Consider the following 14,510-nt stretch of genomic DNA (forward strand, 5'->3'; position numbering starts at 1 on the left):
CATACTCCCGCTCGGGCGCGGATCGAACCGCGCCGACGCGAATGAGTATAGCAGCGCGAAGGTGGAGGACGAGTCGTTCATTTGGCTGTCATTCTCAAATGCATAGTCCTAGCCTGCGGTTATACGACTCGCCCTTTTCGGGATGGGCCGCGTTTTGAAGTGGGAGCTAAACAATGAGCATTTTCGGCAAGATCAAGGACGCCATCTTCGGCAAGAAAGCCGTCGCCGCAGAGCCGGCCGCCCCGGCCGCGCCCAGCCCCGTCGGCACCGCGCTCGACGCTGCGACACAAGCCATGGCCGCAGCAGCTGCCGCTCCTGTCGATGTCGACGCCATCCTCACCGCCGAGGCCGCCAACGCGGGCCAGGATCTCAACTGGCGCACATCGATCGTCGACCTGATGAAGCTGCTCGGCATCGATTCGAGCCTCGCCAACCGCAAGGAACTGGCACAGGAACTCGGCTATACCGGCGAACTCGACGGCAGCGCCGAAATGAACATCTGGCTGCACAAGGCGGTAATGCGCGAACTGGCGGCAAATGGCGGCAAGGTGCCCGCCGACCTTACCGACTGACGAACGCCCGATAAAATTCGACCGGGGCGGGTAAGCATCGGCTTTCCCGCTCCCTTTTCGTTGACCGCCGCGCGCGCGTGCCTAGACAGGTTTCACAAGAAACAAGTCGCCGAGGGAGCCGCCCGTGTCCAATCCGCTTTCCATGCCTCTAAGCCGCCGCCAGACGCTCGCCACGCTCGGCGCGGGCACCGCTGGGCTTGCTCTCGCGGGTCCGGCCGCAGCCTTGCAGGCCGCGCCCAAGAGCGATGCGCAGAAACTGCTCGACTCGATCGCCGACAATCTGATCGCGCTGTCGCCCGAGGGCGCAACCTCGCTGGGTATCGACACCGGGGCGCGGGCTGCCGAGCGCGGCAAGCTCGGCGATCGGTCGGCGGCCGGGCAAAAGGCCGTCGCCGATACGCTGCGGGCCGATCTCGCGACTGTCCGCGCCTTCGACAAGACAGGGCTCGATCACAAGACCCGCACCAGTCTCGCCGTCGTCGAGAGCGCCTATGGCGTTGCGCTCGACGGCTTCGCCCTCCCCTATGGCGACGTCGCGGTCGGCGGCTGGCGCAACACGCCCTATGTCGTGATCCAGAATGTCGGCGCCTATCTCGACGTGCCCAAATTCCTCGACAGCGACCATCCGGTGAAGAATGCCGCCGATGCCGAGGCCTATCTCTCGCGTCTCAACGCCTTTCCCGGCGCGCTCGACGGCGAGACCGAACGGCTGAAAGCCGCTGCCGGTCAAGGGCTGATCGCCCCCGCTTTCCTGATCGACAAGGCGGTGAAGCAAATGGAGGCGAGCCTCGCCGACGCGCGCGAAGGCGGCGGGCTGGTCGAGAGCCTCGCCAAGCGCACGCGCGAGGGCAATATCGCCGGCAATTGGGGGCCGCGCGCCGAGACGATCACGCGCGGCGCGGTCGTTCCCGCGCTCGAACGCCAGCTTGCCGAGATGAAGGCGCAGCGCGCGAAGGCGACGATGGACGCGGGCCTGTGGGCGCGCCCGGGCGGCGACGAATGGTATGCGTGGGGCCTCCGCGCCTCGACCACGACGCGCATGACCCCCGAAGAAGTTCATCAGATGGGCCGCCATGAACTCGCCGAACTCCATGGCCGGATGGACCCGATCCTGAAAAAGCTTGGGCTTACCCAGGGTTCGGTCGGCGACCGCATGAACGCGCTCGCCAAGGATCCCAAGTATAAATTCCCCGACAACGATGCCGGCCGCGCCGAGATCGTCGCTTACATCCAGACTTGGCTCGGCAAGATCCGCGCGCAATTGCCGCGCGCCTTCCGCACTTTGGTGAAGGGCAATGTCGAGGTGAAACGCCTGCCGCTCGCCGAAGAACCCGGCGCGCCCGCGGCTTATGGCGGCGCCGGGTCGATCGACGGCAGCGTTCCGGGCAAGTTCTGGATCAACCTGCGCACGACCGAACTCCACAGCAAATATTCGCTTCCCGACCTCGCGATGCACGAGGCGATCCCAGGCCATGTCTGGCAGGGCGAATATGCCAACCAGATGCCGCTGATCCGCACGATGCTGGCGTTCAATGCCTATTCGGAAGGGTGGGCGCTCTATGCCGAACAGCTTGCCGACGAACTCGGCCTCTATGATGATTTCGAGGTCGGTCGGCTCGGCTATCTCCAGTCGCTCGCCTTCCGCGCTTGCCGCCTTGTCGTCGACACCGGCATCCACGCGAAGCGCTGGACGCGCGAGCAGGGCGTCGAATTTTTCGTCAAGGAAAATGGCTCAAACCCGCTCGAGGTCGCGAGTGAGGTCGACCGTTATTGCAGCTGGGCCGGCCAGGCTTGCGGATACAAGGTCGGGCACAGCGAGATCGTGCGGCAGCGCGGGCTGGCGCAGGCGGCGCTGGGGTCGAAATACGACCTGCGCGATTTCAACAATGTCGTGGTCGAGGGCGGCAATGTGCCGCTCGACGTGCTGGCGCAGAATGTTGCGGAGTATGTGGCCGGGGCGAAGGGGTAGTTCCTTCCTGCGTCATTGCGAGGAGCCGAAGGCGACGCGGCAATCCAGAGCGGGCCTAAACTCGCTCTGGATTGGTTGGCCTATGGCCGCCTTCCGCCCCGCTTCGCTCGCAATGACAAGCTAAGGAAATGGCGCCAAATCCGGCTCAACAAACGCCCGCCGCGCCGCGACTGAAAACAGCAGATCGCGGCTGTAGAAGCGCAGCGGCCAGTCACGGCGCCCGACGTCCGATAGCAGCATCGCGTTGACGCGTGCCGCCAGCCCCGTCTCGTTTGTCCCCGACAGGAACGATCGTACCGCCGCGACAAAGGCGCGGGTGATGCTGTCGTGATAACCCTGCGTATCGTCGTTCACCCCGCCAACACTTTCGTTGAAGCGGCGGATGATGGGGGCGATCTCGGCATCGACGTCGATGTCGGGGCGCTCGGTCAGCAGCCAGAGACAAGCGCCGAGATGCGCTTCATGCGTCCAGGCCTCGCGCGGCAGCGTGCACGCGAGCAGCCCTTCGCCGAGCGCGCGGATGTCGGCGTCGCGTTCGAACAGGCGCGGTTTATATTCGGTAGTCATTGTCCGGTCCTTCCGGGTGATTTGCCACCCGGAAGTTATCCGGGCAAATTATGCTGCGACGGCCGCCTGCGGCGCGGCTTGGCGGACGCCTTCGTCGACATGGTCCGCAAATTGCGCGAAATTGTCGATGAACTGGCCGACGAGCGTTTGCGCGGTGCGGTCATAGGCAGCCCTGTCGGCCCAGGCTTCGCGCGGATCGAGCAAGGCGCTGTCGACACCCGGCACTGCGACAGGGACCATGAAGCCAAAATTGGGATCCTTGCGGAATTCGGCGTTGTTGAGGCTGCCGTCGAGCGCGGCATTGAGCAGCGCGCGCGTCGCCTTGATCGGCATCCGCTTGATGCCGTCCATCGTCGCCATGCCGCCGGTCCAGCCGGTGTTGACGAGCCAGCACTGGACGCCGCCCTTGGCGATGCGCTCTTTCAGCAAATTGCCATAGACCGACGGATGGCGCGGCATGAAGGGTGCGCCGAAACAGGTCGAAAAGGTCGCCTCGGGCTCGGTCACGCCGATTTCGGTGCCCGCGACGCGCGCAGTGTAGCCCGAGAGGAAGTGATACATCGCCTGATCGGGGGTCAGCTTCGCGATCGGAGGCAGCACGCCATAGGCATCGGCGGTGAGCATGATGATGTTGGTCGGCACCGGACCCATATTCGCTTCCGACGTGTTCGGAATGAAATCGATCGGGTACGAACCGCGGCTGTTTTCGGCGAGGCTCGCGTCGTCGAAATCGAGTTCGCGCGTTTCGGGATCCATCACGACATTTTCGAGCACCGTGCCGAAGCGTTTCGTCGTCGCGAAAATCTCGGGCTCGGCCTCGGGCGACAGGCGGATCATCTTGGCGTAGCAGCCGCCCTCGAAATTGAAGACCGCGGTGTCCGACCAGCCATGTTCGTCGTCGCCGATCAGCGTACGCGAGGCGTCGGCCGACAGCGTCGTCTTGCCCGTGCCGCTGAGGCCGAAGAAGACCGCGGTGTCGCCCGCCGGTCCCATGTTCGCCGAACAGTGCATCGGCATCACGCCCTTCACCGGGAGCAGATAGTTCAGGATACCGAAAACCGACTTCTTCATCTCGCCGGCATAAGCGGTGCCGCCGATCAGCACGAGCTTTTCGGTAAAGTTCACCGCGACGACGGTCTCGGTCCGCGTGCCATGTTTTGCGGGATCGGCGCGAAAGCTCGGCAGGTCGATAATCGTATATTCGGCCGCGAACGCCGCCAGTTCCTCGGCCGTCGGGCGAACGAGCAACGTGCGGATGAACTGGCTGTGCCAGGCGAATTCGGTGACGACCTGCACCGCGACGCGGTGCTCCGCCTGCGAGCCGCCGAACAGCTGCTGGCGATAGAGGCGCGGACGTTCGGCGAGGTGCGCGAAGAAGTCGGCCTTGAGCGCGGCGAAATGATCGGGCGTCATCGGCACATTGGTCTTGCCCCACCAGATCGTGTTGGCGGTCTCGTCGTCCTGGACGATGAATTTGTCCTTGGCGCTGCGGCCGGTGTGCTTGCCCGTCGCGACGACGAGCGGGCCGTCCTTTGCGAGCAGGCCCTCGCCGTGGCGAACCGCATCCTCGATCAGCGCCGACGTGCCCCAGTTTTCCGCAACATTCGCCTGCGTTTCCACGCTGCTGTTGCCGATCACGATATTCGTCATTGCCTTGCCTTTCACGCTTGGCGACGCCGCCCATTGCATAGGTATGCAAAACCTGCCGAACAAAAGGGCAGGCCCGCATTCGCATGGGTGCCGACGTGACGCCGATTCCGTTGATTGAGGCCCGCGTTAGCGAGGATGCGGGATGAGGTCAAAAGATTCCAGCGGGACGGCGCGGCCATCCGTGGCGGTTGTCGGTCGGGATCGGATCGGCTAGCTCTGCGTCAAGCCTCGCCAACGGAAAGAGCATGACGGCAACCATCGCGCTGGTCGACGACGACCGCAACATCCTGCAATCCCTGTCCATCGCGCTGCAGGCCGAGGGCTTCGTGACGCGCGTCTATTCGGACGGCGAAGCGGCGCTGAAGCCGCTCATCGACAATCCGCCCGACCTGGCGGTGTTCGACATCAAGATGCCGCGCATGGATGGGCTCGAGCTGCTGCGTCGGCTGCGCGAAAAGAGCCAGCTTCCGGTCATCTTCCTGACCAGCAAGGACGACGAGATCGACGAGGCGCTGGGGCTTGCAATGGGCGCCGACGATTATATCGCCAAGCCCTTCTCGCAGCGCCTGGTGATCGCGCGCATCCGTGCGATACTGCGCCGCGTCGAGCTCAACAAAAATGCCGCCGAAGAGGGCGACGAACCCGTCGCCGATCCGATCACCCGCGGACGACTGAGCATGGATCCCGCGCGCCATAAGGTCGAATGGGACGGCAAGGACGTCACGCTGACCGTCACCGAATTCCTGATCCTCGAAACGCTCGCCAGCCGCCCCGGCATCGTGCGCAGCCGCAACCAGTTGATGGACGCCGCCTATCAGGACGACGTCTATATCGACGACCGCACGATCGACAGCCACATCAAGCGGCTGCGCCGCAAGTTCCGCGAGGTCGATCCGGAATTCGACGCGATCGCGACCCTCTATGGTGCGGGGTATCGCTTTGCCGATGACAGCTGACCTGAAACCCGACGCCAGCATCGCCGAGCAGGAGGAATCGCCGCTCGTCTGGTCGGCGCGCTGGTCGCTGACAACGCGCATCTTGGCGGTCAACATTCTCGCCGTCGCGCTGCTCGCGGGCGGTTTCTATTATCTCGACACCTATCGCAGCCGCCTGGTCGATACGCGCATCGAGGTGATGAAGGATCAGCTCGCGATGCTCGACAGCGCGCTCGAGGCGGCGCGCCCCGAAGAGCGGACGCGGCTGATCGAAGAATTCGCTGCCGCGACCGAATCGCGCCTGCGTTTCTATGCCGCCGACGGCCATCGCATTTCCGACAGTTTCGAGACCGGTCCCCCGACCTATACGCTGCGCGACCCCGACCTGCAGCCGTGGAAACGCGACGCCGCGCGCGCGATGGACCGCGGCATCGACTGGGTCGTCGGCGCCCCGGCCTATCCCGAGTTCGAAGAGCCGCCCGTCGACAATGCGAAGGCGTGGCCCGAAGTCGTCGAGGCGCAAACCCGCGACGTCGCGGCAAGCCGTTTCCGCTACGCCCCCGAACGCACCCCGCTGCTGAGCGCCGCGCGCGTCGTCGACCTCGAAACCCCGCAGACGGTGCTGATGACGCTCAACGCGCGCGACATCACGCGCACCGTGCGCGCCGAACGGCTACGCATCGCGATCGTCGTTGCGATGGTGCTGCTCGCCTCGACCCTCTTGTCGCTCTTTCTCGCGCGCACGATCGTCCGCCCCTTGCGGCGACTCGCGCGCGCCGCGGTCCGCGTCCGGCTCGGCCGCGCGCGCGAAGTCGTCGTACCGCGGCTGCCGAGCCGCCGCGACGAGATCGGAACGCTCGCGCGCGCATTGAGCGACATGACGCAAGCGCTTCGCGAGCGCATCGACGCGGGTGAGCATTTCGCCGCCGATGTGACGCACGAACTCAAGAACCCGATCGCCTCGGTGCGCTCGGCGATCGAGGGGCTGGGGCACGTCAAAAGCGACGAGCAGCGGGCGCAGCTGCTCGCCATCGCCGACGAGGATGTGCGGCGGCTCGACCGGCTGGTGAACGACATCAGCGAAGCGAGCCGCGTCGACGCCCAGCTGTCGCGCACCTTGTTCGAACCGATCGACGTCGGAATCATGATCGAATCGATGCTCGCATCGCGCGCGGCGCGCGTCGATGCGGGCGCGCCGCATCCGCGCGTCGCCTTCGCCCGCCCGCGCAAGGGCACGACCGTCGTGATGGGCGACGGCCACCGGCTCGAACGCGCGATCGACAATGTGATCGACAACGCGATCAGCTTTTCGCCCGCGACCGGCCTTGTCTGCATTTCGGCAACGCGGCTCGGCGATGAGGTTCATGTGAAGGTGGACGACGACGGCCCCGGGATCGAGCCGGCCCAGCGCGACGCCATTTTCCGCCGCTTTCACAGCGAACGCCCCGCCGGCGAAGCCTTTGGCCGCCACAGCGGGCTCGGCCTCGCGATCGCGCGGACGATCGTCGAGGGGCACAGCGGGACGATCAACGCCAAGGATCGCGACGACGGCAAGCCCGGCGCCAGCATGTTGATTACCCTGCCCGCGCGCGAAGGCGCGACCGAAACCGGCTGAGTAATCCTCCGTGTCGCGCAGCGATGGGGAGGGGTACCGCGCGCGAAGCGCGTGGCGGCGGGGCAGCGACGTTGCACTGTTAGCCCCTCCGTCAGCGCTTCGCGCTGCCACCTCCCCATGCCTGCGGCACAGGGAGGATCGGTTTGCCGCCTTGCGGCCCCGCATCGTGGCCGGTAAGCCATGCGCCATGCTTCCGAGCCGGACCAGAACCGATATCGTCAATATCCACGCCAGCTGCGTCGCGGCGGGCAATGGCGGGGTGCTGATCCTCGGTAATTCGGGACAGGGCAAATCGGACCTCGCACTGCGGCTGATCGATCGCGGCGCCAAGCTGGTCGCCGACGATCGCTGCGACATCTGGTATGACCGCGGCCGCCTGTGGTGCCGCCCGCCCGAAAATCTGGCAGGCAAGCTGGAGGTGCGCGGAATCGGAATCATCGAGCGCCCGTGGACGGCGCCCGTGCCGCTGGCGCTCGCGGTGCGTTTGACCGACCGCTACGACCGCATGCCGGCGGTCAACCAGTTCGAGACCGTCGCGGGCCACCCGCTGCCCGCGCTGCTGTTGCCGGCGTTCGAGGCGTCGGCACCGATCAAGATCATGCTCGCGCTCGAACGGCTGGCGCCCGCCGCATGACGCACCATCGATGAGTTCGGCCGCCGAATCGCGCCTGTTGCTGGTCTCCGGCCTGTCGGGCGCAGGCAAGTCGACCGTGCTCAAGGTACTCGAGGACCTGGGCTGGGAGGTCGTCGACAATCTGCCGCTCGCGCTGCTCGAAACATTGATCGACGCGCCGGTGAAGCGCGGCGAGGCCGGGCGTCCGCTCGCGATCGGGATCGACAGCCGCAGCCGGGGATTCCGCCCCGCCTTGCTCGTGCGGCGGATCAAGGAGCTGCGCGAAGGCGGCGGGCGCGACATCCAGACCTTATTCCTCGATTGCGCCGGCGCCGAGCTTGAGCGCCGATTTTCCGAAACGCGGCGGCGCCATCCGATGGCCGAGGATCGCCCCGCCGCCGACGGGATCGCGCGCGAGCGCGAGATGATGGAACCGCTCCGCCGCTGGGCCGAACATGTCGTCGATACGACCAATTACAGCAGCAACGACCTGCAGCAGGAAATCCGCCAGCGCTTCGGCGAAGCGGGCGACGGCGAGCCGGTGCTCAACGTCCTGAGCTTCGGCTTCGCGCGCGGCCTGCCGCGCAACGCCGACCTGGTGTTCGACATGCGCTATCTGCGCAATCCGCATTGGGACCCGAAGCTGAAGCCCGGAACCGGGCTCGACACAGACGTCGCCGCCTATGTGATGGCCGATCCGGCCTATGAAAACAGCGTCGCGCAGATCGAGCGACTGATACTGACGTTGCTGCCGCGCTATCGCGCCGAGGGCAAAAGCTATGTCACCGTCGCGTTCGGTTGCACCGGCGGGCGGCACCGGTCGGTCCATGTCGCGGCGCGTGTTGCCCAAACGCTACGCGAATCCGGATATGAGCCAGTGCTGACCCACCGCAATCTTGACTCTGCCCCGCAAGATGGGCTTGAGGGCAGGCCCCCGCCCGCGGCTTCCGCGCCCGGCGGCAAAAGATAAGGGTCGACGAACGCATGCCGAACGATAAGGCTCTGCCGCTTCTGGGAATGGTGCTCGTCACGCACGGCCGCCTTGCCGAGGAAATGGTGCGTGCGATGGAGCATGTCGTCGGCCCTCAAAGGGCGATCGCGACCGTGTGCATCGGACCCAATGACAATATGGAGATGCGCCGCAAGGAAATCGCCGACGCGATTCGCAACGTCGACGAAGGCCGCGGCGTCGTCATGCTCACCGACCTGTTTGGCGGCACGCCGTCGAACCTCGCGATCAGCCTGCTCGAATCGGGGCGCACCGAGGTGATCGCGGGCGTCAACCTGCCGATGCTGATCCGCCTTGAAAGCGCGCGCAAGACGATGGAACTCCGCGCCGCGGTGATCGCCGCCAAGGAAGCCGGCCAGAAATATATTTCGGTCGCGTCGGAAATGCTGGGAGTGGGCCCTTGAACGAAAATAGCGAGACGGTCGAAATCACCAACCAGCGCGGGCTGCACGCACGCGCGAGCGCCAAATTCGTCACCTTCGTCAGCCGCCTGCCCGAAAGTGTGTCGGTCGAGGTCGAAAAGGGCGGATCGCGCGTCAACGGCACGTCGATCATGGGATTGATGATGCTCGGCGCCGCAAAGGGCGATTCGATCACGATCCATACCAAGGGCGACGGCGCCGACGCGGCGCTCCTCAAGCTCGTCGGGCTGGTCAAGGACAGCTTCGGCGAGGATTGACGGCCATGACCGAGCCGGGCCGCCGTTCCACCATCGAGAGCCTGTCGAACCCGCTGGTGAAGCGGATGCGGTTGCTGCGGGAAAAGCGCCATCGCCGCACCGAAGGGCTGTTTCTCGCCGAAGGGCTGCGCATCGCGACCGAAGCACGCGAGGCGGGCGTTCTCCCGCAATGGCTGTTCCTCGGGCCTGAGGGCGATACGCACCCGCTCGCGGCGGCGCTGGTCGCCGACACGCTCGCGGCGGGCGGCGAGGTGATCGACACGACAGGCGCGATCCTCTCCAAACTGTCGGGCAAGGACAATCCGCAGACCGTCGTCGGCATCTATGCCGAACCGCAAACGACGCTCGCCGACCTCGACCGCGATACCGCGCCGATCTGGCTCGTCGCCGAGCGGCTGCGCGATCCGGGCAATCTCGGCACGATGCTGCGCACCGGCGATGCGGTCGGCGCGGGCGGGCTGATCCTGCTCGACGAGAGTACCGACCCCTATGCGGTCGAGGCGGTGCGCGCGAGCATGGGCGCGATCTTCACGCAGAAGCTGGTGGTCGCGCGGTGGGACGAATTCCTCGCCTGGCTCCGCCAAGGCCCGGGCCAGCTCGTCGCGACCTGGCTTGGCGACGACACGCAGGATTATCAGGCGGTGCGCTACACCGCGCCGACCTTCATCCTCACCGGCAATGAATCGCAGGGCATGCCCGGTGAATATGCCGCCGCCGCCGATGTGCGCGTGAAGATGCCGATGATGGGCAAGGCCGACAGCCTCAACGCCGCGATCGCGACCGCGGTGATGGCGTATGAGGTGCTGAACCAGCGGCGGCGTCATCGGTAGCGCTTCACCGGAACGACATAGGGCGGCGGCCACAATCTATCTGCCAAACACCGTCACCCGGAACTTGTTTCAGGGTCCATGGCCGGACCTTTCCCTAGGCGCCGCGCTGGAAGATAAGGTGGGCCATGGATGCTGAAACAAGTTCAACATCACGAATGGAGGAAATCGCTGATGCTTCGCCATATGCTCCTGACCACCCTGCCGCTTTGCTGCTTGCTCGCCGCCTGCGCGCCCCCAACTGAAACGCCGCCGCAGGGCCCCGGCGAGCAGCCCGCCGCCTATATGGCACTCGGCACCGAACCCGGCTGGACGCTCGAGATCACGCCGTCGCGGCTCAACTATGATGGCGACTATGGCGAGACGAAGATCATGGTCCCGAACCCCGGCGCGAAGCCATCGACGAACGGGCGAACCTATGCCACCGACCGCCTGTCGGCCGTGGTCGAGCAAAAGCCGTGCAGCGACGGGATGAGCGACCGCCGCTATTCCGATACCGTCCGCGTCGTCGCCGACGGCAAGGCCGTACAAGGCTGCGGCGGCAAGATATTGCCGCCCGACACGCTCGCGGGATCGAACTGGACCTTCGTGTCGATCGGCGGGGTCGCGGTCGCGGCGGACCGGCCGACGTCGCTGCAATTCGACGGCAACCGGCTAAGCGGGAACGCGGGCTGCAACCGCTTTTCGGGCGGCTATTCGGTCGATGGCGTGACACTCAAGGCCGGACCGCTGATGGCGACCGAAATGGCATGTCCGGGCGCAGGCATGACGCAGGAGGCGGCCTTCTTCAAACTGATGGCTTCGCCGGTCAGCCTGACCTTTGCCGACGACGGGACGCTGATTCTGACGGGCGAAGGCGGCAAGACGGCGGTGCTGCGGCGGGTGATTTGAGCCAGCCCATTCCTCCGTTCGTGTCGAGCGAAGTCGAGACACCCACCGGCTCCGCTTGACATCGCGGTATCTCGACTTCGCTCGATGCGAACGGATTTGAAGATATGCTATTCGCCCGCGTCGTTGACCGCCGCAGGCGCCGCCGCCAGCTTTGCGAGCGGGCGCGACGCCTGTTCGACCACCGGCAAGGACGCGATTTCCTTGTCCCCGGTTTCGATATCGAGCGCCTCGAAGCGCTTCGCCTGCGTCAGCACCTGCGATTCGAAACTGCCAACGAAGGCGTTGTACGCGCCCGTCGCCTGATCGAGATTGCGCCCGACCTTCGCGATATGCGAGCCCATCACCGACATGCGCGCGTACAGCTCCTTGCCGAGCGCCGCGATCTCGCGCGCCTGATTGGCGAGCTTTTCCTGCCGCCACACCGCCGCGACGGTGCGCGCGATCGCGATCAGGTTGGTCGGGGTCGCGAGCAGTACCTTGCGCTCGAACGCATAATCCCAGAGCCCCGGATCCTGATCGAGCGCGGCGGCAAGGAAATGCTCGCCCGGCACGAACATCACCACGAAATCGGGGGTATCGTCGAACTGGTTCCAATAGGCCTTGGCGCCGAGCGTGTTCACATGCGCCTTCATCGCCGCGGCATGCGCGACCAGATGCGCCGCCTTTTCGCGCTCCTCGACCGCGCCGAACGCATCCTGATAGGCGTTCAAGGACACCTTGGCATCAATCACGAGATTCTGCCCGCCGGGAACGCGCACCACGACGTCGGGGCGCAGCCGCCCGCCGTCGCCGTCGTTGACGCTCACCTCGGTCTGGAAATCGGCATGTTCGGAGAGGCCGCAGCTTTCGAGCACGTTGCGCAATTGCTGCTCGCCCCAGCGCCCGCGCGCCTTCGGCGCATTGCGCAGCGCGTTGACGAGCTTCGCGGCCTCGCTCGACACGCGCTCGGTGCCCTCGCGCATCGCGGCGATCTGGCCGTGGAGCAGGCCGAAGGCGTCGCGCCGCTCGGCCTCGACCTTGCCGACGGCTTCCTCATATTTTTGCAAACGTTCGTGGACCGGATTGAGCAGCGCAGAAAGCTTTTGCCCCGCTGTCTCTTCGCTCTGCTTGAAGCGCTGGTCCGCGCGTTCGAGAAACGCCTTTTGCGCGCCATCGAGCATCACCTGCCCGACCTCGCGGAACTGCGCGGTGAGCGCCGCCTGCGCATCCCTGAGCTGTGCGATCTGGGCATCATGCGCCTCATCGCGCGCACGATGTTCGCTGAGCAAAGCCGCAAGCTGGATATCCGCCGATTTTCGGGCCTCGGCCTCGGTCGCCAGGTCGGTGACCGCAGCCTTGAACCGTTCCGACAATCCGTCGCGCTCGGCCTTGAGTGCCCCCGACTGCCGACCGGCGAAAAGCCAGCCGATCAGGCCACCGGCGGCGAGGGCGATAAGGGCGACAATGAGCGAGCTTCCATCCATGGCGGGAACATAGGACGAACAACGCCCGTCTGGCTAGCCGCTAATTCGGATCAGAGCAGATAGATGACGACGTAGCGCACAATCAGCGCGGCGAGGATCGCGATGCTCCAGCGGCGATCCTTGACCCACATCGCCGCGGCCATCAGCGCGACGAGCACGATCGTCATGACCCACGCGACCGGATGCGCGAGCGCCGCCGCCAGATTGGGCTGCGACGCGTAATAGCCAAGCTGCGCCGCCAGCAGCACGAGCAAAAGCCCCAGCACGATCCGGCGGACACGAAAATAATGGACGTCGAGGTTCGCAAAACCCTCGGGATGCGACGGGAAGACCAGCCGCGCCGCGAGGAAATAGACGCTGGCGAACGCCGCGACGCCGAGCAAGGCGGTGCTCGACACCGCAATATCGCCGCGCGCGAGCCACGCTGCGCTCCAGAAAGAGAGCAGGTCGAGCATCACGAAGATCGCTAGCAAGGGCGTCAGCCAGCCGATCGCGAACGCCTCGCGCTCGGCTTCGGCCGCAAAGCGCGTCTCGATCGCGCGGCCGAGCCCGCCGAGCAGCTCGACCATCGAAAGGCCCAGTAGCAGGCTGTAGAGCGCGAAGACGAACTCGAAATCATCCATCTATGCCATGTCCCATGACGATGGCAGGATCGCGCGATAAGCCTCGATCCCTGGCGCGCCGCCGACGATCATGCCTTGGGTGAGCAGCCAGTAGTGGCGCACGATCTCGGCCTGTTGTTCGAGGCCGTAGCGTTCGAGCAGCCAGCCGGGTTTGAGGCTGTAGCTATAGGTCGCCAACGGATGGCGCATCAGGACGAGATACCAGCGCCCGCGCGTTTGCGACTGCCACACATGCGTCATCTCGTGGATGAACAGCCCCTGCAATCGCTGCGACGCCGCGCTGAAATCGTCGCAATAGAGTTCGCCATGCGGGTTGAAATGCAGGCTGCCCATCGGCGCCATGACGATGTGGCGCGGCTGGAAGAAAATCCACTTATGGTGGTTCACCCGCACGCGGTCATAAGCGATCGCGCCCCCGAACACCGTCCGGGCAAGCGCAATTTCGCCAGTCGTTAAAGGTCGCGACGGACGCGGCACCCGTCTTTACTTCTTGGCCGCGTCCGGGGCTGCTTTCTCCATCGATCCATGATCCATCGCGCCATGATCGGCCGCGGCACCACCTTCGGCGGGCTTGATCACCATGTCGAACAGGATGCGTTCATTATTGTTGTTGGTAAAGACGAACGCCATCGGCAGCTTGCCCGCGCGCACCGCGGCGCCGTTGATGCCCCAGATCATCAGATGCTTGCCGCCCTGCTTGAATACCAGTTCGCCCTTGGCGGGGACATCGGCGCGAAGCAGCGGCTTCATCGTCACGACGCCATTTTCCTTGACGCTTTCGTGCATCTCGACGCGCTGCGCGAGGTCGGCGGTCACCGCGACGAGCTGGACCGGCTGCGGCCCGCCCTGAACGCGGAAATAGCCGACCGCGGGCCGGTCGGGGGTCGCGCCCATCACGATATGGCCGCTGACGACGTTGAGCGGCTTGGCGGCGACCAGATTATCGCCGCAGGCCGTCAGGGTCAGCGCGGGGACGGCGAGGGCAAGGATCGCAAAAGGTTTCATTTTGGGAGGACTCCGTAAAAGCGCAGCATTTCACCTCCCCGATAAGCCCTGAAAGCCCTTGTGCCAAGGATTAGCGCACCTATATCGCCCCC

The 14,510-nt window shown here is 65.4% G+C and carries 16 protein-coding genes; 10 read left to right on the forward strand and 6 right to left on the reverse strand.

Annotated elements, in window-relative coordinates:
* Positions 1-173 precede the first annotated feature (173 nt).
* Both SKP52_RS18145 and SKP52_RS18150 read left to right on the forward strand, forming a co-directional pair.
* Complete coding sequence (locus SKP52_RS18145; protein ID WP_039577117.1) at positions 174-572, forward strand: DUF3597 domain-containing protein; 399 nt, start codon at positions 174-176, stop codon at positions 570-572.
* Positions 573-714: 142 nt separating this feature from the next.
* Positions 715-2,541, forward strand: coding sequence for a DUF885 domain-containing protein (locus SKP52_RS18150; RefSeq protein WP_039577119.1), 1,827 nt, complete (start codon positions 715-717; stop codon positions 2,539-2,541).
* Positions 2,542-2,661: 120 nt separating this feature from the next.
* Here SKP52_RS18150 and SKP52_RS18155 read toward each other — a convergent pair whose 3' ends face one another.
* Both SKP52_RS18155 and SKP52_RS18160 read right to left on the reverse strand, forming a co-directional pair.
* Positions 2,662-3,108 (reverse strand): hypothetical protein, encoded by a 447-nt coding sequence (locus SKP52_RS18155; protein WP_052208511.1) that lies wholly within the window; start codon positions 3,106-3,108, stop codon positions 2,662-2,664.
* A 48-nt stretch (positions 3,109-3,156) separates the two neighbouring features.
* Complete coding sequence (locus SKP52_RS18160; RefSeq protein WP_039581602.1) at positions 3,157-4,758, reverse strand: phosphoenolpyruvate carboxykinase; 1,602 nt, start codon at positions 4,756-4,758, stop codon at positions 3,157-3,159.
* 245 nt (positions 4,759-5,003) lie between these two features.
* Here SKP52_RS18160 and SKP52_RS18165 point away from each other — a divergent pair, with 245 nt between their 5' ends.
* The 8 genes from SKP52_RS18165 to SKP52_RS18200 all read left to right on the forward strand — a co-directional run bounded on the left by SKP52_RS18165 (position 5,004) and on the right by SKP52_RS18200 (position 11,327).
* Entirely contained in the window at positions 5,004-5,714 is a 711-nt protein-coding gene (locus SKP52_RS18165) for a response regulator transcription factor (protein WP_039581603.1), read from the forward strand.
* Positions 5,704-7,308, forward strand: a complete 1,605-nt coding sequence (locus SKP52_RS18170; RefSeq protein ID WP_052208512.1) for a sensor histidine kinase — start codon at positions 5,704-5,706, stop codon at positions 7,306-7,308. The genes SKP52_RS18165 and SKP52_RS18170 overlap by 11 nt, the downstream gene beginning before the upstream one ends.
* Positions 7,309-7,495: 187 nt before the next feature.
* Complete coding sequence (locus tag SKP52_RS18175; protein ID WP_052208514.1) at positions 7,496-7,942, forward strand: HPr kinase/phosphorylase; 447 nt, start codon at positions 7,496-7,498, stop codon at positions 7,940-7,942.
* A gap of 10 nt (positions 7,943-7,952) precedes the next feature.
* Positions 7,953-8,891, forward strand: a complete 939-nt coding sequence (gene rapZ / locus SKP52_RS18180) for an RNase adapter RapZ (RefSeq protein WP_039577121.1) — start codon at positions 7,953-7,955, stop codon at positions 8,889-8,891.
* Positions 8,892-8,905: 14 nt separating this feature from the next.
* Positions 8,906-9,334: a PTS sugar transporter subunit IIA gene (locus tag SKP52_RS18185; RefSeq protein WP_039577123.1), complete on the forward strand. Its 429-nt coding sequence runs from the start codon at positions 8,906-8,908 to the stop codon at positions 9,332-9,334.
* Complete coding sequence (locus tag SKP52_RS18190) at positions 9,331-9,609, forward strand: HPr family phosphocarrier protein (protein WP_037555414.1); 279 nt, start codon at positions 9,331-9,333, stop codon at positions 9,607-9,609. Before SKP52_RS18185 ends, SKP52_RS18190 begins: the two co-directional genes overlap by 4 nt.
* A 5-nt stretch (positions 9,610-9,614) precedes the next feature.
* Positions 9,615-10,439: a TrmH family RNA methyltransferase gene (locus SKP52_RS18195; protein WP_052208516.1), complete on the forward strand. Its 825-nt coding sequence runs from the start codon at positions 9,615-9,617 to the stop codon at positions 10,437-10,439.
* 171 nt (positions 10,440-10,610) lie between these two features.
* Entirely contained in the window at positions 10,611-11,327 is a 717-nt protein-coding gene (locus SKP52_RS18200) for an META domain-containing protein (protein ID WP_039577127.1), read from the forward strand.
* Positions 11,328-11,434: 107 nt separating this feature from the next.
* Here SKP52_RS18200 and SKP52_RS18205 read toward each other — a convergent pair whose 3' ends face one another.
* Genes SKP52_RS18205 through SKP52_RS18220 form a run of 4 tightly spaced genes read right to left on the reverse strand, consistent with a single transcriptional unit; the run spans position 11,435 to position 14,418 of the window.
* Positions 11,435-12,790 carry a DNA recombination protein RmuC gene (locus tag SKP52_RS18205; protein WP_039577129.1) on the reverse strand — a complete coding sequence of 452 codons (1,356 nt, stop codon included), beginning with the start codon at positions 12,788-12,790 and terminating at the stop codon, positions 11,435-11,437.
* A gap of 50 nt (positions 12,791-12,840) precedes the next feature.
* Positions 12,841-13,413 (reverse strand): hypothetical protein, encoded by a 573-nt coding sequence (locus SKP52_RS18210; RefSeq protein ID WP_039577131.1) that lies wholly within the window; start codon positions 13,411-13,413, stop codon positions 12,841-12,843.
* On the reverse strand, positions 13,414-13,890 hold the full coding sequence (locus SKP52_RS18215; protein ID WP_039577133.1) for a hypothetical protein: 477 nt from the start codon (positions 13,888-13,890) through the stop codon (positions 13,414-13,416).
* Between the two features lie 6 nt (positions 13,891-13,896).
* Positions 13,897-14,418 carry a copper chaperone PCu(A)C gene (locus tag SKP52_RS18220; protein WP_039577136.1) on the reverse strand — a complete coding sequence of 174 codons (522 nt, stop codon included), beginning with the start codon at positions 14,416-14,418 and terminating at the stop codon, positions 13,897-13,899.
* Between the last annotated feature and the right edge of the window lie 92 nt (positions 14,419-14,510).

Origin of the sequence: Sphingopyxis fribergensis, assembly GCF_000803645.1 — a bacterium.
GTDB classification, from domain to species: Bacteria; Pseudomonadota; Alphaproteobacteria; order Sphingomonadales; family Sphingomonadaceae; genus Sphingopyxis; species Sphingopyxis fribergensis.